Origin of the sequence: Streptomyces sp. NPDC006879, assembly GCF_042869595.1 — a bacterium.
GTDB lineage: Bacteria > Actinomycetota > Actinomycetes > Streptomycetales > Streptomycetaceae > Streptomyces.
This window is the reverse complement of sequence record NZ_JBIAGC010000013.1, coordinates 90,272-109,300: the sequence shown is the minus strand read 5'-3', so window position 1 is coordinate 109,300 and position 19,029 is coordinate 90,272. Positions and strand designations below refer to the sequence as shown.

The 19,029-nt window shown below is 71.3% G+C and carries 18 protein-coding genes; 12 read left to right on the top strand and 6 right to left on the bottom strand.

Features of this window, described 5'->3' with window-relative positions; all coding sequences use genetic code 11:
• Positions 1 to 9: 9 nt before the first annotated feature.
• The 4 genes from ACFYMC_RS13425 to ACFYMC_RS13410 are packed head-to-tail and all read left to right on the top strand — an operon-like array spanning position 10 to position 4,262.
• Positions 10 to 1,059, top strand: coding sequence for a DMT family transporter (locus ACFYMC_RS13425; protein WP_388523316.1), 1,050 nt, complete (start codon positions 10 to 12; stop codon positions 1,057 to 1,059).
• The gene (locus ACFYMC_RS13420; protein ID WP_388523313.1) at positions 1,056 to 2,108 is read left to right on the top strand and encodes an aspartate-semialdehyde dehydrogenase; all 1,053 of its coding nucleotides are present in this window, start codon (positions 1,056 to 1,058) and stop codon (positions 2,106 to 2,108) included. Before ACFYMC_RS13425 ends, ACFYMC_RS13420 begins: the two co-directional genes overlap by 4 nt.
• Positions 2,105 to 3,205 carry an aspartate kinase gene (locus tag ACFYMC_RS13415; RefSeq protein WP_388523310.1) on the top strand — a complete coding sequence of 367 codons (1,101 nt, stop codon included), beginning with the start codon at positions 2,105 to 2,107 and terminating at the stop codon, positions 3,203 to 3,205. The genes ACFYMC_RS13420 and ACFYMC_RS13415 overlap by 4 nt, the downstream gene beginning before the upstream one ends.
• A 4-nt stretch (positions 3,206 to 3,209) precedes the next feature.
• A complete protein-coding gene (locus ACFYMC_RS13410; protein WP_388523308.1) occupies positions 3,210 to 4,262 on the top strand; it encodes a TauD/TfdA family dioxygenase in 1,053 nt (350 codons plus the stop codon).
• 85 nt (positions 4,263 to 4,347) lie between these two features.
• Here ACFYMC_RS13410 and ACFYMC_RS13405 read toward each other — a convergent pair whose 3' ends face one another.
• Positions 4,348 to 5,115 (bottom strand): SDR family oxidoreductase, encoded by a 768-nt coding sequence (locus tag ACFYMC_RS13405; RefSeq protein WP_388523307.1) that lies wholly within the window; start codon positions 5,113 to 5,115, stop codon positions 4,348 to 4,350.
• 91 nt (positions 5,116 to 5,206) lie between these two features.
• On the opposite strand from ACFYMC_RS13405, the gene ACFYMC_RS13400 reads away from it, so the two are divergent.
• The 8 genes from ACFYMC_RS13400 to ACFYMC_RS13365 all read left to right on the top strand — a co-directional run bounded on the left by ACFYMC_RS13400 (position 5,207) and on the right by ACFYMC_RS13365 (position 14,733).
• Positions 5,207 to 5,554 (top strand): darcynin family protein, encoded by a 348-nt coding sequence (locus ACFYMC_RS13400; protein ID WP_388523305.1) that lies wholly within the window; start codon positions 5,207 to 5,209, stop codon positions 5,552 to 5,554.
• Positions 5,547 to 6,149 (top strand): TetR/AcrR family transcriptional regulator, encoded by a 603-nt coding sequence (locus ACFYMC_RS13395; RefSeq protein WP_388523304.1) that lies wholly within the window; start codon positions 5,547 to 5,549, stop codon positions 6,147 to 6,149. The genes ACFYMC_RS13400 and ACFYMC_RS13395 overlap by 8 nt, the downstream gene beginning before the upstream one ends.
• A gap of 355 nt (positions 6,150 to 6,504) precedes the next feature.
• Complete coding sequence (locus ACFYMC_RS13390; protein WP_388523302.1) at positions 6,505 to 8,721, top strand: MMPL family transporter; 2,217 nt, start codon at positions 6,505 to 6,507, stop codon at positions 8,719 to 8,721.
• A gap of 104 nt (positions 8,722 to 8,825) precedes the next feature.
• Positions 8,826 to 10,307 carry a streptophobe family protein gene (locus ACFYMC_RS13385; RefSeq protein WP_388523299.1) on the top strand — a complete coding sequence of 494 codons (1,482 nt, stop codon included), beginning with the start codon at positions 8,826 to 8,828 and terminating at the stop codon, positions 10,305 to 10,307.
• 96 nt (positions 10,308 to 10,403) lie between these two features.
• On the top strand, positions 10,404 to 11,141 hold the full coding sequence (locus ACFYMC_RS13380) for a response regulator transcription factor (protein ID WP_388523296.1): 738 nt from the start codon (positions 10,404 to 10,406) through the stop codon (positions 11,139 to 11,141).
• The gene (locus ACFYMC_RS13375) at positions 11,138 to 12,688 is read left to right on the top strand and encodes an ATP-binding protein (protein WP_388523293.1); all 1,551 of its coding nucleotides are present in this window, start codon (positions 11,138 to 11,140) and stop codon (positions 12,686 to 12,688) included. The genes ACFYMC_RS13380 and ACFYMC_RS13375 overlap by 4 nt, the downstream gene beginning before the upstream one ends.
• 101 nt (positions 12,689 to 12,789) lie before the next feature.
• Positions 12,790 to 13,107, top strand: a complete 318-nt coding sequence (locus ACFYMC_RS13370) for a hypothetical protein (RefSeq protein WP_388523290.1) — start codon at positions 12,790 to 12,792, stop codon at positions 13,105 to 13,107.
• An 84-nt stretch (positions 13,108 to 13,191) separates the two neighbouring features.
• The gene (locus tag ACFYMC_RS13365; RefSeq protein ID WP_388523288.1) at positions 13,192 to 14,733 is read left to right on the top strand and encodes an HD domain-containing phosphohydrolase; all 1,542 of its coding nucleotides are present in this window, start codon (positions 13,192 to 13,194) and stop codon (positions 14,731 to 14,733) included.
• 25 nt (positions 14,734 to 14,758) lie between these two features.
• Here the strand turns inward: ACFYMC_RS13365 and ACFYMC_RS13360 are convergent, their stop codons facing one another.
• From ACFYMC_RS13360 to ACFYMC_RS13340, 5 genes are all read right to left on the bottom strand, one after another.
• Positions 14,759 to 15,583, bottom strand: coding sequence for an alpha/beta fold hydrolase (locus ACFYMC_RS13360; RefSeq protein WP_388523285.1), 825 nt, complete (start codon positions 15,581 to 15,583; stop codon positions 14,759 to 14,761).
• A 181-nt stretch (positions 15,584 to 15,764) separates the two neighbouring features.
• Positions 15,765 to 15,974: a hypothetical protein gene (locus tag ACFYMC_RS13355; protein ID WP_388523282.1), complete on the bottom strand. Its 210-nt coding sequence runs from the start codon at positions 15,972 to 15,974 to the stop codon at positions 15,765 to 15,767.
• Between the two features lie 19 nt (positions 15,975 to 15,993).
• Positions 15,994 to 16,128, bottom strand: a complete 135-nt coding sequence (locus tag ACFYMC_RS13350; protein WP_388523279.1) for a hypothetical protein — start codon at positions 16,126 to 16,128, stop codon at positions 15,994 to 15,996.
• A gap of 368 nt (positions 16,129 to 16,496) precedes the next feature.
• A complete protein-coding gene (locus ACFYMC_RS13345) occupies positions 16,497 to 17,456 on the bottom strand; it encodes a phosphorothioated DNA-binding restriction endonuclease (RefSeq protein WP_388523276.1) in 960 nt (319 codons plus the stop codon).
• A 142-nt stretch (positions 17,457 to 17,598) separates the two neighbouring features.
• Entirely contained in the window at positions 17,599 to 19,020 is a 1,422-nt protein-coding gene (locus tag ACFYMC_RS13340) for an ATP-binding protein (RefSeq protein WP_388523273.1), read from the bottom strand.
• Positions 19,021 to 19,029 lie beyond the last annotated feature (9 nt).

Genomic DNA, 19,029 nt, shown 5'->3' with positions numbered 1-19,029 from the left:
GAACTTCCCATGAGTAGTGACACCACACCCAAACCGGCTGCGAGTACGGAGCTCAGAGGGTCCATAGAGCTGACGCTCGCGATGGTCCTCTCCGGAACCCTCGGGGTCTTCGTCGTCGAGTCGGGCGCCTCGCCCTTCAACGTCGTCTTCTTCCGCTGCCTCTTCGGCGCCCTCGCGCTCGGCCTCTACTGCGCGGTGCGCGGCTTCTTCAAGGACCACGGCTTCACGCCGAAGAAGGTCGGCCTGGCCGCTCTCGGCGGCGTGTTCATCGTCTTCAACTGGGCGTTCCTCTTCGAGTCCTACGAGGCGACGTCCATCTCGGTGGCGACCGTGGTCTACCACACGCAGCCGTTCTACGTGGTGCTGCTCGGTGCCGTGCTCTTCCGCGACAAGCTGACCGCGACCAAGTTCGGCTGGCTGGGCATCGCCTTCGTCGGCTTGGTCCTGGTGGCTGGCATCACCGTCGCTGACTTCCGGGACGGCGGCAACAGCACGTACCTGATCGGGCTCGGGCAGGCGCTACTGGCCGCGGTGTTCTACGCCTTCGCTACGGTCATCACCAAGCGGGTGACCGGAGTGAAACCGCATCTGGTCGCGCTGATCCAGGTCACCCTCGGCATTCCGCTGCTGTTGCCCTTTGCGTCCTTCGGTGACATGCAGGGGCTGGGCGCCGACTGGGGTTGGCTGGTGGGCCTCGGGCTGATCCACACCTGCCTGATGTACGTCCTGATGTACTCCTCGTACCAGAAGCTGCCCACTCCGAAGATCGCGGTGTTGGCGTTCGTCTACCCGGCGGTCGCGATGCTCGCCGACTGGGCCGTCTACGGGCACCGGATCAGCTGGCTCCAGGCGCTCGGCATCCCGCTGATCGTCGGCGCCAGCCTCGGGGTCAACCTCGGCTGGAAGCTGTTCCCCTCGCGCCCGGCTGCCGAGATGCCCGTTCCCGCCCCCGCCCCCGCCACACCGCAGCCTGTTCCCGCTGCTGCCTCCGTGGCCACGTCCACGGCCGCGGGTGGTAGCGCCGCGGCCGACCAGATCCTGATCGGAGAGTCCCGATGACCCTCGTCACCGATGCCTCGGCCGTCACCGCCCCGCGGATCGCCATCGTCGGAGCCACCGGCGCCGTCGGCACCACCTTGATCGAGCTGATCGCCGAGCGCGGCATGCGCTACCGAGAGCTCCACCTGGTGGCCTCCGCGCGCTCGGCCGGCCGGGTGCTGAACGTCGAGGACCGCGCCTACGAGGTCCAAGCGATCGAGGAGTTCGACTTCGCCTCGGTGGACGTGGCCTTCTTCTCGGCCGGCACCTCGGTCAGCCAGAAGTGGGTGCCGGTGGCCACGGCCGCCGGTGCGCTGGTCATCGACAACACCATCGCATTCCGGATGGACCCGGACACCCCGCTGGTGGTCCCGCAGGTCAACGCCCACGAGCTGGACCGCAGGCCGAAGAGCGGGGTGGTCGCCAACCCGAACTGCTCGACGATCCCGCTGGTGCGGCTGCTGCGCGGGATCGAGGACCGCTGGGGCATCCGCAACGCGGTCGTCAGCACCTATCAGGCCGCCTCCGGCCTTGGCTACTCGGGAGTGGAGGAGCTCCAGGAGTCCAGCCGTGCGACGCTCCAGGACGCGGGCGCCGAGTACGAGCCGCACCACTTCCCGCCCGGGCTCGCCTTCAACGTGATCCCCAAGATCGACCGTTTTCTCGACTCCGGTTTCACGCTGGAGGAGGAGAAGATGCTCCAGGAGTCCCGCAAGATCCTCGCGCTGCCGCACCTGGACATCACGACCACCTGCGTGCGGGTGCCGGTCGCCAACTGCCACTCGGAGTCCGTCTACGTCGAGTGTCAGTCGCCGGTGGAACGGGCCGAGTTGGTGGAGGTGTTGGCCGCGCTGCCGGAGGTCGAGGTGCACGACCGTGAGGCCCCGACCGCCTTCCCGACGCCGGCCGTGGTGGACAGCTCCGACCTGGTGCACGTCGGCCGGGTCCGGCAGACGCAGAACAACCCCAGGGCCTTCTGGCTCTGGCTGGTCGCGGACAACCTGCGCATCGGAGCGGCGTTGAACGCGGTCCAGATCGCCGAAGAGCTGGTCGATCGGGGCACGCTGTGACCGCTCCTGCCGTTTTGAAGTTCGGCGGGTCCAGCTTCCGTACCCTCGCTGCGTACGGCGACCTCGCCCGGGCCCTCGGGGAGCGGATGGACTCCGAGGGCGGCAAACTGGTGGTCGTCGTCAGCGGGCAGCCGGGGGAGACCGAGCAGTTCCGGGAACGCCTGAGCCAGGTCAACCCGCACCCGGAGGACGAGACGGTGGCCGGCCTGCTGACGTTGGCCGACACCATCGGCGCTCAGCTGCTCGCCACCGCCCTGCACCGCGGTGGCCGCCGCGCCACCGTGCTCGCCGGTCACCAGCTGGGTCTGCTGACCGACTCCGCCTTCATGTGGGCCCGTTTGGAGCACACCGACCCGGGGCCGCTGCGCGCCGCGCTCGCGGACCACGACATCGTGGTGGTACCGGGCGGGCAGGCCGCGGACGCCCAGGGCCGCCCGACCTGGCTGGGCAAGAACAGTTCCGACCTGTCCGCCGTGGCCATCGCCGCCGCCGTCGGTGCGCCGCGCTGTGAGATCCACTCGGATGTAGACGGCATCTACAGCACGGACCCACATCTGGTCAGTGGCACCCGCTTGTTGAAGGAGGTCTCCTACAACATCGCCGCGCTGATGTCCCTTTACGGAGCCAAGGTGTTGCACCGCAGGTCGGTGCGGCTCGCGCAGAAGCACCGCGTCGAGATCGTATGCCGACTCAACCGGGCTCCTTTCACCGAGGGTTCGGTGATCGGGACGCGTGGTGCCTCGGCCGCGGCGGTGGTGCTCAACCAGCGTTCGGTGGCTCTGTCGTACGACAGCGACGCCGAAGCCGACCTGGCCTTCGCCGCCTTCCACGCCGCCAACATCGACACGATCCGCCTGACCGGGGGCCCGTTGGTCGCCGTCGTGGGAGGTTTCGTGGACCTTGCGGAGTTCCAGCGCCGCAAGGGCCTCATCCCCGGCGTCTACGCGGGCGTCCCCGTCACCGCGCTGCGCGGCAGCAAGGTCGCCACCCATCTTGCGGCCAGCGAGGACGAGGCCCTGCACCTGGCCCAACGCCTGCACGACGAACTCCACCACCCCGGCGCCGGGTTCCCCGAGCCGCAGCTGATAGGAGCGTGAACCCTTGACCACTTTCACCGAGCCTCCCCTCGAAGCCGACCGGATCATCCCCCGGCGCTCTTCGGCGGCGACCTTCACCCGGATCACGCTGCCGGACGAGGTACGCGACGCCCTGGGTGCCCAACTGCTGGACGTCACCGAGCCGTACGCCGACATCGACTTCTCGATGGCCCGCTGGCTCCAGGTCTTCGCCGGCCTGCCCACCGGGACGCTCCAGCAGGTGTTGGACTTCGGGCGCCACATCGACACCGCCGGCGTGGCCCTGGTGGAGAACCTCCCGGTGGACCCTGCGGTACCGGCCACGCCGGTGGACGGTGGACCGAGCCGTGACAAGTCGACCTTCGTGGCCGAGGGCGTCCTGTTGGGGTTGAGCGGTCTGCTCGGTGAGCCCATCGGGGTCCGAACGGAGAAGTCCGGCCAGCTCGTCCACGACGTGATTCCGGTGGCGGGTGGGTCGATGACGCAGACCAACCAGGGATCCGAGGTCTTCCTCAACTTCCACAGTGACATCACGCATGACGTGATCGGTCGCTATGACATCGCCAACCCCGATTTTCTGGTGCTCAGTTGTGTACGTGCGGACCACGAGGGGGTTGCCGGCACCTACTACGCCGACGCCCGGGACGTCTCGGCCGCGCTGGCACCCTCCGCCCTGGAGGCCCTGCGCTCACCGCTGTTCCGGCTCAACGCCCCCGGCAGCTACGTACGTGACGTGGCGGCGGGCAGTGAGGTGCTGTCCGATCCGGTGCCGCTGATCAGCGGGGACGCGGTGCACCCGGAGATCGTCATCTCGGCCAACGGGGTGCGGGCCCTGACGAGCGGTGCGCAGGCGGCTTTGGACCAGCTCCAGTCGGTCTGCCGGGAGGTGGCCCACGAGGTGTTCCTGCGCCCGGGCCAGGCCCTGTTGATCAACAACCGCAAGGGTGTCCATGCCCGTTCCACCTTCACGGCCCGCTACGACGGCCGGGACCGCTGGCTGCAGCGCACCTACGTGCGACGGAACCTGTGGGACATCCGCTACCGGGTGACCCCCGAGGACCGGCGAGTGCACTTCTGAGGCGCCCGGTGGGGCGGGTGCTGCGGCGCGTGCGGGAGCCTCGGGGGCCGCGGGTGGTTCCGGCGGCCCCTGCCCCGCGTCCACGTCAGCCGTCCCGGAGCAGCCGCGCCGCCAACGCGGGTGCCCAGCGGTGCAGTGCGGCCAGGGTGCGGGCCTTGCCGACGAGGACGACGGGGGTACCGCGGTCCAGTCCGCGCAGGAGGGCGGTGGCGGCCTCGTCCGGACTGATCTTCCCGGTGCCGCGGCCGGCCGTCATCGCGGTGTCGACCAGCGGCAGCACGGCCTCGACCACCCGGATGCCGCGCCCGGCGAGTTGGTAGCGCACGGCGGTGGTGTAGCTGCGCAGCGCGGCCTTGGTGGCGCAGTACACCGGTGCGCTGCTCTTGGGCGTCAGTGCGAGGGCGGAGGTGAGGTTGACCAGGACGCCTCCGTGGGCCATCAGCCCAAGGGCGAGGGCGGTCAGTTTGACGGGGGCGGTCAAGTTGGTGGCGATCTCGGTGTCGGCATCGCGGAGCAGGCTCGCGGGTTCGTCGCAGTGGAGCAGGTGGTCGAACTGGACAGCCGCGTTGTTGACGAGCATCCTCAGCCCCCCGCGGGTGCGGACGTGTGCGAGCAGGGCGTGAATTTCCGGCTCGGAGGTGAGGTCACAGCGGACTGCCTCGATGCCGGGCAGCGCGTCGGCGGTGGCGACCCGGTCCCGGTCGCGTCCGCAGACGAGCACCGGTTCGCCGCGTGCGGCGAGTTGGCGGGCCAGTGCCAGGCCGACGCCCGCGGTGCCGCCGGTGATCAGGGTCAGTGGTGGCGGGGTGTTCTCGTACTTCGGTGGTGTGGGTTCCGCGGGGTGACCGGGCATGGGTGCTCCTCCTCGCACATTCCTTTACAGTGCAGCACTGTAAAGTAATTGCCGTGCATCGGGGAGACCCCGGGACAAGAAGGAGCGCCCCATGACCTACGTGATCATGAACATGCTGCAGTTCCAGCCCGCCTGGCTCCGGCTGGACCGTACCGAACGCGCCCGCGTCTGGGAGTCGGTCACACAACTGGCCGCACGGAGCGGAGGAATCCGACTGCGCTGGTTCGACGCCGAGGCGTTCTGCGCCGAATACAGCGACGTCCTGTTCGTCGAGACCGAAGACCTCAACGCCTACTACCTGTTCTGGGAGGCCGTCCGCGACACCGAACTCTTCTCGGTGCCCTATCTGGAGGTCAAGAAGATCGTCATGGGTGTCGAAGAGGGCTTCGCCGCCTACGACAAGACCCTCGCCGGCCAAGGACCGCTGACCGATGGCTGAGCCGAGCCCGAGCCCGGCCGCGGGACGACCGCGCAGCAGCGAGGCGTCGGCGCGCATTCTGCGCGCCACCGTCGAACTGCTGGCGCACAGCGGCGCCGGCGGCGTCTCGGTCGAAGCCGTCGCCGCCCGGGCCCAAGTCTCCAGGCCCACCGTCTACCGGCGCTGGGCCGACCGTACGCAACTGATCGCCGCCGCCGTCCGGGACGCCTTCGCCCAGGTCAACCCCTCGGCCCCGAGCACCCCCGACCCCGCCACCGACCTCATCACCGTCCTGACCAACACCATCCGCCTGCTGGTCGGCACCGACCTCGGGCGGATCATCGCCGGTCTGGTCGGTGAGATCCCCCGCTCGCCCGAACTCGCCGACGCACTGCACGAGGTCGAACGCGAACGTCGGCAGATCCTGCACCAGATCCTGTGTCGAGCCGAAAACCAGGGCCGGCTGCGCACGCCCGACCCGGACCTGGCCGTCGACGTGCTCCTCGGGCCCGTCTACCTCCGCCTCCTGGTGACCGGCGACCCCGTACCCGAGGCGCTCGCCCGGGAACTGGCCGCCCTGGTCATCGATCCGCAGCCCGGCGGGACGCCCACCTGATCCGCCCGGTGGTCCCGGGCCGCGCACCGGCACACCGACCGCCACCGAGGACCTGGGAGTTTCCTGAGTCCTTCCGGCCCAGGCCCCTGCCCGAAGGCGCCTGCCCCGGCCGCGCGGCCAGGGCAGGCGCGCCCTTCACAGGAAACTCCCAGAAGTTCTCCGGAAGCGACCAGTACCGGATGGGACGCTCCGGATGCGCTCCTGCGGCCCGGGCGACAAGCCCCGCCACGAGCGGCCGGACGCGCCGCCCGCCCCTGCCGCAGCGATCGCCGCCGCACCACCCGCGCGAGCCGCCGGACCATCTGGGACGGGTGCCCTCCCACCCGTTGAGCCGCGATCTGACCGGGAGCCCTTGGTGGCCGACTTCCTCCGCACGCTAGGCCGACTCTCCCACCGGAGGCGGTGGTACATCACCTCGGCATGGATCGGGCTGCTCATCCTCGCCGGTGTACTCGCCGGCCGCGCCCCCCAGGCCCCGCCCACCGACTTCTCGATGCCCGGCACCGAAGCGCAACGCGCCTACGACCTGCTCGACGAGCGCTTCCCCGGACAGAACGCCGCCGGAGCCACCGCCCGGGTCGTCTTCCACGCCGAGGACGGCAAGGTCAGCGCTCCCGAGGTGCAGCGGGCCATCACCGAGACCGTCCACGAACTCGGTGGCGCACCCCAAGTGGGACGGGTGACCGACCCCTTCCAGACCGGCTCGGTGAGCGCCGACGGCACCACCGCCTACGCACAGGTCACCTACCAGGTCGCCGGCCCACAACTGGCCGAGGAGTCACGGGCCGCCCTCCTTGCGACCGTGCAGGGGGCGCGTACCGACACGCTCGACGTCGAAGTGGGCGGGAACGCCGTCTCCAGTCCCCAAGCGGGCCACTCCAGCGAGGTCGTGGGCCTCGCCGTGGCCGCGCTGGTCCTCATCTGGACCTTCGGCTCACTGGTGGCGGCCGGACTGCCGATGCTGACCGCACTTGTCGGGATCGGCATCGGCACGTGCGTCATCAAGGTGCTGGCCGAACCGCTCGGCCTGGGCTCCACCACCTCGGTGCTCGCCACGATGCTCGGCCTGGCCGTGGGCATCGACTACGCGCTGTTCGTCGTCTCCCGCTACCGGGCGGAACTGGCGTCGGGTCTCAGTGGTGAGGACGCGGCCGGACAGGCCCTGGGCACGGCCGGTTCGGCCGTGGTGTTCGCCGGCCTGACCGTGGTGATCGCCCTCGTGGGCCTGACCGTCGTGAACATCCCCCTGCTCACCCAGATGGGACTCGCCGCCGCCGGCACCGTCACCCTGGCCGTCCTGATCGCTCTCACCCTGGTCCCCGCCCTCCTGGGCATCGCCGGGAACCGGTGCCGGCCCGCCCGCGACCGTCGGCCACGCCGGATCTTCCCCGCGCCGGCCGCCGCGGTGAGGCCTGCGCTTGGGGTGCGCTGGGCGCGGCTGGTCACCCGCCGTCCGGTGCCCTTCCTGCTGTCCGGCACCGCCGTGCTGGCCCTGATCGCCGTACCGGCCGCGTCCTTGGAGCTCGGCTTGCCCGACGACGGCAGCCAGCCCGCCGCCAGCACCCAGCGCCGCGCCTACGACTTGCTCAGCACACGGTTCGGCCCCGGTTACAACGGCCCGCTGCTGGTCGTCGTCGAGGCCAGCAGCGGTGGTGACGCCACCGCCGCCGCAGCCGGTACCGCCCGGCGCGTCGAGCAACTGGACCAGGTGGCGCGCGTCTCCCCGCCGCGTCTGAACGCGGCCGGGACCACGGCCGTGCTGAACGTCGTACCGGACACCGCACCCGGCAGCGCGCAGACGAGAGAGCTCGTGGAGATCCTGCGCCAGCCCGGCTTCCGCGACGCCGACGGCGCGCATCTGCTGGTGGGCGGTCCCACCGCGATGAGCATCGACGTCTCACGGAAGCTGGGCGACGCAACCTTGCCGTACCTCGCCCTCATCGTGGGCCTGGCCTTCCTGCTGCTGGTCGCCGTCTTCCGGTCCGTCCTGGTCCCGCTGAAGGCCGCGCTCGGCTTCCTGCTCTCCATCGCCGCGGCACTGGGCGCGGTCGTCGCCGTCTTCCAGTGGGGTTGGCTCGGGTCACTGTTCGGGGTGTCGGCGCCGGCGCCAGTGATGTCGATGATGCCGATCTTCATGATCGGCGTGGTCTTCGGCCTCGCCATGGACTACGAGGTCTTCCTGGTGACCCGCATGCGCGAGGCATACGTCCACGGCCAGTCGCCCAACGCCGCGATCAGCAGCGGCTTCGAACACAGCGCCCGGGTGGTGACGGCAGCGGCGATCATCATGATCGCGGTCTTCTCCGGCTTCATGGGTTCGAGTGAACAGATGGTCAAGACCATCGGGTTGGGCTTGGCCGTCGCTGTCCTGTTGGACGCCTTCCTGGTCCGGATGACCTTGGTGCCCGCGGCCCTGGCCCTCCTCGGGCACCGGGCCTGGTGGCTGCCGCGCTGGCTCGACCGCATCGTGCCCACGGTGGACGTGGAGGGGACGCAACACACCGCCCCAGATCCCACCAGCGCACCGCCTAAGGCCTCCACCGCCACCGAGCGGGCCGACCTGTCCACCTGAGAACTCCGCCGGGCGGCGGCGAGCGGGCGGCCCGCCCAGAGCCCCTCCGCCGCCCGCCGCGCCCGAGCACGCCCCCAGAAGACCGCAGAACGGAAGGAACCGGCATGCCCGCCACGGTCCGCTCGGCCCCCGAACGCCCCCAGGCGCCCGCCCGCAACCCCGCCAGCCCCCTGCGGAACGCCGCCGAGGGCGCCGGCGCCCTCCTGGCCGCGGTCGCCGTGATGGCAGCGACCGGACAGTTGGCGCTCGCCGCGCTTGGCGCGGCGGAGCTGGGACCGTCCGCCGCGCTGACGGCGGCGCTCACCAGCATGGCCGTGGGGGGCCGGCTCACCCTCTCCTCGGCCACCACCGGCGCCCCGGCCCCGGAGGGCGGCGCGAGCCTCCTCGACCTGCTGGCCGGTTCCACCGGCGGCCCCGTCCTCACGGTGGAGGGCACGGTCAGCTTCCTCCCCCTGACGCTGACGCTCCTGGGGACGGTCGTGCTCGGCCTCGGGTTCTTCCGCCCGCTGCGGCGACGGGCCCGTCCGACCCGAGCGGTGTTCCTCGCCAGGGCCCTGGGCGCCCTCGGCGCCGCCGCCCTCCTCTTCCCGGCCGTCGCGCACCTGGCCCGAGGTGAGCTGAGGCTGCCGCCGAGCGCGCTGGGCACGTTCGGCGGCGGCGCCGCGCCGCAGGCGGGGGGCGCCCTCCTCGACCGGTTCAAAGAGGGCCTGTCCACCGTCCGATTCGAGGCGGACGCCGGGTCCGTGGTGTTCCTGGGGCTGGTGTGGGTCGTGGCGGTGCTCGGCCTCGGCTGCGTGGTCGCCCGCCGCACCCACATGCCCCAAGCCGTCGAGGCCAGCCGGCCACGGAGGAAGTGGAATCCGGTCGCCTCAGCCGTCACCGGGCTCGGCGCCGCCGTCTGCCTCCTCGGTGCGGCGCTGGCCACCCTCACCACGACCGCGACCCTGACCGGCCGCGGCGAGGCGGCCAAGGCCGCCGGCGGACTGCTGCTGACCGCCCCCAACCTGCTGGTCGCCCTGTTCGGCTCCGGCCTCGGCTCCTCGTGGCAGGCCGAACGTCACCGCCAGCGGGCCCAGGGCGGCGGGCTGTTCCAAGGACTCGGCGGTGGACTCGACACCACTGCCGCCGGCCAGAGCACCACGGGGGCCGCGGAGCGGACCGTGGACCTCGGCGGCCTGACCGTGGCGGGCCTGCCCGTCTGGCTGATCGGCCTGGCGCTGCTCCTGAGCTTCCTGCTGGCCGCGGGGTACCTCGCCGCCGCCCGTACCCCGTCCCGCACCGCACGCCAGGAAACGGAAGCCCTCCTGAGCCGCCATCTGGAACTCGGCCTCCGGCTGGGGGCACTGGTGTGTCTGGCCGCCCTCGTCCTGCCGGCGCTCGCCCACGGGTCCGCCGGCCTGGGCTTCAGCGTCCTGGGCATGGACCTCGGCGGCGTCACGGCGGCCCTGGACGGTGGCAGCGGCCTGGCGCCCCTCACCGGGCTCCTGCTCGGCCTCTTCGCCGGCTACACCGGCAGCCGGCTCCGTGCGCTGAGGGTCGCCACAAGGGAAGGGACGAGGCTCCCGGCCCCCTCGACGCCCGGGTAGGGGCACCGGGTGGTGTCCTACCGCGCGCCCTGAATAACCTGTGATGTCCCGAACGCAAGGCCCGTCCCCAGCTGACCCGAGGCGGCAAGCCAAGCCATGCCAGAGCCGATCCACCCGCAGCACGACGAGGAGCCCGTGGCCCGCCTCCTCGTGGTCGACGACGAACCGACCGTACGGGAGCTGCTACCCGCCGCCCTGCGCTACGCCGGCTTCGCCGTCGAGGCGGCGGCGAGCGGGCAGGAGGCCCTGGACGTCGCCGCCCGCCGCCCGCCCGACCTCGTCCTCCTGGACGTCATGCTGCCGGACATGGACGGCTTCGAGGTGATCCGCAGGCTGCGCGCCCACCCCAGGCCGGTACCGGGCCGAGGGGGCGACGTCCCGGTGCTCTTCCTCACCGCACGGGAGGGCGCCCGGGACAAGGTGAACGGGCTGCGGCTGGGCGGCGACGACTACATCACCAAGCCCTTCGACCTGGAGGAGCTGATCGCCCGGATCCACGCGGTGCTGCGCCGCACCATGGGAGAACCGCCCACCACCCTGGTCCTGGCCGACCTGGAGCTCGTCCCGGAAGGCCACCTGCTCACCCGGGCCGGCAGGGCGGTACGGCTCTCCCCCACGGAGTTCCGGCTACTGCACTTCCTGATGGCCAATGCGGGGCGCACCGTGTCCAAGGGCCAGATCCTCGACCACGTGTGGCGCTACGACTTCGGCGGTGATCCGAGCATCGTCGACACCTACATCAGCTACCTGCGGCGCAAGGTGGACACCGGGGAACCCAAACTCATCCACACCGTGCACGGCACGGGGTACGTGATGCGCGGACCGCGCAGATGACCCCGCCGCTCCTCGGCCGACTCCGGCACCCGCTTTCCCGGCTGTCGCTGCGGAGCCGCCTGCTGTGCCTGTCCATCGCCCTGGTCGCGGTTGGACTGCTCGCCGCGAGCGTGATCGTCAGCACCGTCCTGCGCGGCTACCTGGAAGACCGCATCGACAACCGGCTCGCCGCCACGGCCCAGATCGCCGCCCGGCTGGCACCGCCGGCTGACACCGGGGTCCCCCAGACCGTCGCCGGGCTCGGCTTCTTCGGGCACACCACCGTGACCTACGCCGACGCGGCGGGCCAGGACCGCAGGGAGTACCGGGCGGGCACGGCGCTGCCCGGCGGCGGTCCCCGGCTTCCGGTGCTCGACCACGACGCGGTACTCGCCCGGCAGGGGCAGCCCTTCACCGTGCCGGCCCAGCAGGATCACGGCCAGCGCTGGCGGGTGATCACCCTCCCCCTCGCCGAGCAGCGGATCAGCCCCACCGGGGAGGCCGCACCGACCGAGGACCCCGGGGAACGGGGGAGCGTGACGGTGGCGGTCTCCCTGGACGAGGTGGACAGCACCGTGGCCAAGACTCGGCGCACCTCGCTCACCGCCGGCGCGGTGCTCCTGGCCGCGCTCACCGTCGCAGGCTGGTTCGCGGTCCGCTCCGGCCTGCGCCCACTGACCCGTATCGAGGAAACCACGACGGAGATCGCTGCCGGTGACTTCTCCCGGCGGGTACCCGAACTGGCCGGCCCCGGAACCGAAGTGGGGCGGCTCACCGGCTGCCTCAACCAGATGCTCACCGAGATCGACACCGCCTTCCGGGCCCGAGCGGACGCCGAACTGCGGATGCGGCACTTCTTCGCGGACGCCAGCCACGAACTGCGCACCCCGCTGGTCGGGATCAAGGGATACGCCGACCTCTACCGCATGGGCGCCCTGCCCACCCGCGAGGACATCGACCACACCATGCGCCGGATCTCCGGCGAGGCCGAGCGACTGGCCGATCTCGTGGAGGACATGCTGCTGCTGTCACGGCTCGACGCGGACGCGCACCGCCCGGTCCCGGGGACGCACGAGGACCTGGCGTTCCCCCTCGACCTCGCCCCGATGGACCTGCGGACCCTGGCCGCCGACGCCCTGCACGACGTACGGGCCCTGGATCCCACGCGTCCGGTCACCCTCACCGGCCTCGGCGGCGGTCGGCCCGGTACGGCGCCGGCCCTCGCGGACGAGGCGCGGCTGCGCCAGGTGGTCACCAACCTGGTCGGCAACGCGGTCACCCATTCGCCGCCCGGAACTCCCGTCCGGATCGGCGTCGGCACCCTCGACGGACATGCGGTGCTCGAAGTGGCAGATCAGGGGCCCGGCCTCCACCCCGAAGAAGCGGACCGGGTCTTCGAACGCTTCTACCGTACGGACGGCTCCCGCAGCCGAGCCGCCGGTGGCGGGTCCGGCCTGGGGTTGGCCATCGCCCTGTCGCTGGTCACCGCGCACGGGGGCCGGCTGGACCTGGACACCGCGCCGGGGCGGGGCTGCACCTTCAAGATCGTGCTGCCGCCGCCCGAGTGACCGCCGGCCGCCGTCCTGTGGCCGGGGCCGCATGTCGCCCCGCCACGACCAGGGGAGGCCGGTACGCGCGATCACGGCCGCCCCGCTCGTAGGCTCGATCCGTGACCGAGAACGAGATCAAACTCAAGGCCATCGCCGCGCTGACCGCTCTGCGCGGTGGGTTCGACGAGGACCTCGTCTCCGACCTGCTCGGAGAGGTGACGCCCGGGCAGTTCCTGGTACCGGCCGGGGCCCCGCCGGAAGAAGTCGGCGGGGCCGTGCTCGACCAGCTGTCCGTTCCGCTGAGCGCCCTGGTGAGCGGCTTCGTCGCCGCTTTCGAAGTGGTCGCCGACGCGTACGACCGGACCGGCTTCGAGCCCTCCACCGAGCTGGTCCTTCAGGAGCTGGCCCTCCGCCTGGCCAGCGAGGACGCGGACTGACGGAAGCGGGAGAGGGGCCGGGTCGGATCCCCCTCCGGCCGCACCGGTGGGAAAATGGGTACGCGCCTACGGCTGGGGGTGACCATGCGGAACCAGCTGCGGCTGATGGACCTGCTGGCCGCCCTGTCGGTCGCCACCGACCTCGGCATGGGGCAGCCACCGGAGAAGGCGATCCGGTCGTGCCTGCTGGCGACGGGTCTCGCCCGAGCCCTCGACCTGCCCGACCAGCAGGTCCGGGAGGTCTACACCGCCTCACTGCTGCGCCACCTGGGCTGTACCGCCACCGCCGCCGTCGAAGCACGCGTCTACGGGGGCGACGAGCTGGTGTCGCGATCCGCCGCCGAACCGGTGGACTTCGCCAGCCCGCGCGAGACGTTCGAGTTGATGCTCGGCATCGGGAGGGGCGCGGGCCCGCACCGACCGAGGCTGTTCGCACGGGCCGTCCTGGGCGACCTGCGGCACGGAAGGGCGATCCTGCGGTCCGTCTGCGAAGCGGCCTCGCTGCTCGCCGGGCGGCTCGGCCTCGGACAGCAGGTTCAAGACGGCCTGTACCAGCAGTTCGAGCGCTGGGACGGCAAGGGGTTGCCGCAGGGCCTGGCCGAGGACGAGATCTGCCTGTCCGCTCGGATCGGCGAGGTCGCCAACCAGGCGCTGCTGTTCCACCGCGCGGGTGGGGTGGACGCCGCAACAACCATGGTCGAGCGGCGCGCCGGTGGATGGTTCGACCCTTCGCTGGTCCACCTCTTCCAGCGTCACGGGCCCGCCCTGCTGCGCGAGATCGACGCCGTGGACTGCTGGGAGGCGGTCCTGGAAGCCGAGCCTCCGCCGGTGCGGTACGTCACCCGGAGCGAGCTCGATCAAGTGGCCCGCAGTTTCGCGGACATGGTCGACCTCAAGGCGAACCACACCTTGGGGCACTCCTCGGGGGTCACCGAACTGGCCGAACACGCAGCCCGTTTCCTCGGTCTCGCGGGGCGCGAGATCGAGGACCTGCGGTGCGCCGCCCTCCTGCACGACCTGGGGAGGGTCGGCGTGCCGAGCGGGGTCTGGGACGCGCCGGGGCCCCTGACCCGTGCCGAACGCGAACGGGTCCGGCTCCACCCGTACTACACGGAGCGGATCCTGGCCTGCTCGCCGGTACTCGAACCACTGGGGCGCATCGCGGGGTTGCACCACGAACGCCTGGACGGCAGCGGCCACCACCACGGGCTGCCGGCCTCTGCGATCCCCGTGTCCGCCCGGATCCTCGCCGCTGCCGACGTGTTCCAGGCGGCCACCCAGGACCGCCCCCACCGGCCGGCCAGAACTCCCGCCGGCGCCGCCGCCCTGCTGACCGAGGAGGCGGAGGCCGGCGGTCTCGACACCGACTGCGTACGAGCCGTCGTCGACGCCGCCGGACAGACACCGCCGCCGGTGCGCCGGAGCCAGCCTGCCGGACTCACCGACCGGGAGGTCGAGGTACTGCGCCTCATGGCGCGCGGCCTGACCAACCCGGAGATCGCCAGCCGGCTCGTGATCTCCCGCCGCACCGCCGAGCACCACGTCCAACACGTCTACGGCAAGATCGGCAACTCGACCCGCGCCGCCGCCCTCTTCGCCATGGAGCACGACCTCCTACGCGGCTGAGTCATCGTCCAGCGCCTTGGGGGACCTACGTCGAGACGAACTCCCGCACGATCTCGGCCACCAGGGTGGGGTCGGTCCGGTGGGCGATGTGCGCGTGCCCGTCGAGGACGTGGATCCGGGCACCGGGGACCGCCTCCGCGGCAAGCCGGGTGGCCCGCTTGATCGCCGGGGTGCTCTGCGAGCCCGAGAGCAGCAAGGTGGGCGCCGTGACCGCGTCGAACTGGCCCGGCCGGTATCGCCATCCCGCTTCGGCGCGCGCTTCGCGCGCCACGGTCGACGCCGCAGCGACGCGGACCGACCATTGCGGACCGGAGCGCAGCTGCGCGATCCGGTCCTCGGTGAATTCGAGCAGGTCCCGGAGCACGAGGACGATCGCCGTATCGGCGTCCCCTTCGGCAAGCGCGTCCTCGACCGCCTCGATCCATCCCTCGGGGTAAGCGAGCCCGAGGCTGGGCTCGTACAACACCAGGTGACTGACGTTGCCCGTGAGCGTCGCGCCGCCCATGGCGACGCTCGCCCCGTAGGAATGGCCCCACAGGGCGACCGGCCCCCCGGCCTGCGCCGCGACCTCGTCGACGACGGCGGCGACGTCCTCGAACTCCCGCTCGATCGCGTACTCGGGGCCGTCACCACTGGCGCCGAAGCCCCGACGGTCCACGGCGAACGTGGCCAGGCCCGAGCGCAGCTCCGCCACCAGCGCGGCGGAGACCGTGTGGTCCTGGAGCGAACCGTGCACCATCACCGTCGCCGGTCCTGCCCCCTCGGCCCACACCGCGATCGACGTCCCGTCGGGCGCCAGTACCTCGAAACGCCGGTCCGTGACGGTGCGTCCGATGTCCCTGTTACTCATCGGGTCCTCCTTTCCGTGGACCCCCGGCTTTCGAGCCGGGGAGGGAGCGCCCCTGTCGCTCCTCTCCTGGAGCGCCGTCACCAGGCTCCCTCGCGGGCCGGCGCACGCGCATCGGCAGACCTACCCATCCGGTCTGATTCGCCCCTCAGCGGGGCGAATCGGCCGCCCCTGCGGGTGCCGGTCAGTGGCCCCGGGAGGGCTTGCGTCGAGAGCGGGCGTGGCGGGTCGCCAGGAACGCGCCGCCGAGCAGGAGCCCGGTGCCGGCCACGGTGGCCAGGGTGAGCGTCACGGTGACCCCGCTGGCGTCGTCGCGGAGTTCGGTGATGCCCGCCCTGCGGTCGGTGGTGGACAGCATGATCGGGACCGCGGTGTGGTGGCGGCCGTCGTTCACGCGGTAGGCGTAGACGCCCTCAAGCACGGGAGACCGCGCGGTAGTACGTGGTCAGGGACTCCTCGGTGCCGAAGTGCTTGTCGACGGAGTTGGCCCGCATCGCGGCGGGGTCCGGGTGGGCGCGGTCGGAGAAGTCGGCCACGACGACGAGCACCCGCCCGGTCCTGTCGTCTTCGGCCGCGGCCGGACCGCCATCGTGGTGAGGGACGCCGCTGCGGCCAGGAACCTGCCGATTCTGGTGTGCATGTGCTCTGTGCTCCCGTTGCTCGAAGACTGGTGCACTGGGAAGGAGCGGGCACCGACGGCAGCCTCGTGCGTTGTTATCGTCTCGTTATCGCGAGGTCGGAGCTGAGGACGGCGGCTACGAAGGATGCGAGATGCGAACTCGTTCGGAAGCTGAAGAGCGTCGGAACCAGAATCGATCCGCCAGATGCGCTGATCGCTGTGCCACTGCCCTCGCGAACGCGTGGACCCAGGTGACCCGGAACGTCAAGCACCTGGCCCGGACCGGAACGCGCGTGCTCAACCCGTGGGAGCACGGGCGTTGCCCTGCGGGCCGATGTGCGAGCCCGCGCGAGATCCACTCAGTGGAGGATGCGCGTCCGGGCGCGGGGAGCCGTGGAAGACCTGGCTGGTGTGCCAGGAGCGGTGGCGCGCCGCCACGGGGCGTACGCCCGGCTGCGGTCCGATGAGGGGACGGCCCGCGAGCGCAAGAACCTGCTCGCGGGCAGCGGGGCTACGCCCGACGAAGTGTTGCGAGACGAGGACGCGGTGGCCGTCTCCGACGCCGAGTACGCCCTTGTCGAAGAGCTTGTGGTGGAGCGCGCACAGGCAGAGGCCGTTGTCGATCTCGTCGGGGCCGTCGAACGCCCACCAGCGCACGTGCGCGGCCTCCAGGCCGACCGGCACCGCTCCGATCCGCCCGTCGTAGCCGCAGAAGGCGCACTGGTACTCGTAAGCCGTCAGCACCAGCTCCCGCATCCGCCGGTCCCTCTGCCGTCGCGCCGACGACAGCAGTCCGGTCTCCACCGGCTCCACCTCCAGCCCGACCGCTTCGCACAGTTCGCTGTGCAGAGAGGGTGGGAAGTGCAGGTCGAGCAGCACGCGTGCCATCCGGCCCAGCAGCGACGGCTCCCGCCGCAGTGCCGTCCGCAGCTCCGGCGACAGCCGCCCGACAGCCCCGCTTGCCCGCAGCTCCCGCACCGCGCTGCCGGGACTGCCAGGCCCGTGGTCGGTCCACACCTCCCACACTCCGTCGCTGACCAGGTGGTGGAACGGGTAGGCGGGCGTCGTCCTGTTGGGCGGACCGTACTCGGCCAGCAGCCGTTTCAGGTCCTCCTCCACCGCGCTGTAGAACAACCCGCAGTCGGCATCCTGCTGGAACCGGCCGAGGGCGTACAGGAAGAGCAGCGGCTTGTGGGGAGCGCGGGCCCCGCCCTTGGTCCACTGCCTCAACGTCGCGGTCCGCTCCAGCCAGTCCATGACCGGCGATCGTAGTGACCGCTGCCCCGGACACGCACGCACCTGCGTCTGAACCTTTGCGGACATAACCGTGCGCAGTTGATTGACCATTTGCCCGAAACGAATAGGGCCAGAACTGCAGCCACGGGAGTCCAGCCGCTGATCACGCCCCGCGCCAGGCGCCGATGAGTTCTCCGGGGCCGTATGCCGCCTGGAGCCCAGAACAGGTGGTCCCGTTGCGCGAGACCGCTACGAGTGGCACCGGCTCGTCGGTGATCGCGGCCCGGTGCTTTTGCAGCGTGGCCAGGTCGTGGTTGTCGAACGCGGAGCTCTCCAGCCACTTGACCGACCCGAGGAAGAGAAGTTCCTTGGCCACCGGCTGCCGGTCCGCCCCCACCAGGTCGATCTCGACGTCGTTGCTGCGGGTCCAGTACCCGCCGATCGCGGGGGCGGCGGGCAGGAGCCCGTCCGGCAGGAGGCGGGCGAGGGATTCTCGTACGAGGGGTTCGATCGCACGCCCCCGCCAGCTCGTCCACTGCTCCTTGATCCGGCTCAGTGTGAGGTCTCCCCGCATCCGCTCGATCTCCGCCATGTGCGGGTCCAGGAACGCGAGCCAGAACCGAAGGTAGGGGTCGGCCACGCGGTAGCGGCGTTCCTTCGACGGCCTCAGCGAGAGGGGTAGCTCGGCTGCCACCACCCGTTTCTCGGTCAGGACGTCAGTGGCTCGGGTGAGCGTGCTGTGGGCGATGCCGCCCGAGGCGCGAGCGATGTTGGTGAAGGTTCTCTCCCCGCTTCCGATGGCCCGCAGCACCTCCCGGCTCATCGCATGCGGCGGAAACTCGGCGGCCAGGGACCGCTCGGCGGAGACCAGCAGGGCGGAGATGGGGTTGTCCAGTGAGTCGCGGAGGAACTCCCAGACGTCGACTCCGGGCCGCCACTCCGCGCAGATCAGCGGAAGCCCACCCGTGATCAGGGCGGCGTCGAAGGCCACGGCCGGCGCAAGGTCGAGCATCTCGCCGATGTCGGCCGGGTTCAGCGGTCCCACGACCATCTCCCGGCCCCGCTGGTGGAAGGGGCGGTCGTAGCTGTTCAGCGCCTCCATCATCGACGGGTCGGAGCCGACCAGGAGGAGGAGTACGGGTTTGCGGCTGAGCAGACGGTCCCACGCCCGCTGGAGCATGCCCTCGAAGGCGTCGATGCGGTCCATGAGGTACGGAACCTCGTCCATGACGACCACGCTTGGGCCGTCGTCGGGAAGGATCTCCGCGAGCAGCCTGAATGCTGCGTTCCACTGCTCTGGAGTCTCCTCCGAGAACAGTGCTCGCTCCGGCAGGGTGGATCTGGCGACGGCGTCGAGCAACTCCGTCAGCTCGTCCTCCGCCGTGCCGCCCGCCGCGGTGAAGAACAGGTACGGCACCTCGGTGCGCCGGAGGAATTCCTCGACGAGGCTGGACTTGCCGACTCGCCTCCGCCCGCGCATGAGGATGCACCGTCCCGGCTTTGCTGAGCCGGCGGCATCCTGGACCGACCGCAGGGCGTTGCCGAGCACGTGCAACTCCCGGTCCCGACCGATGAAGCGCCGCATGCAAGCCTC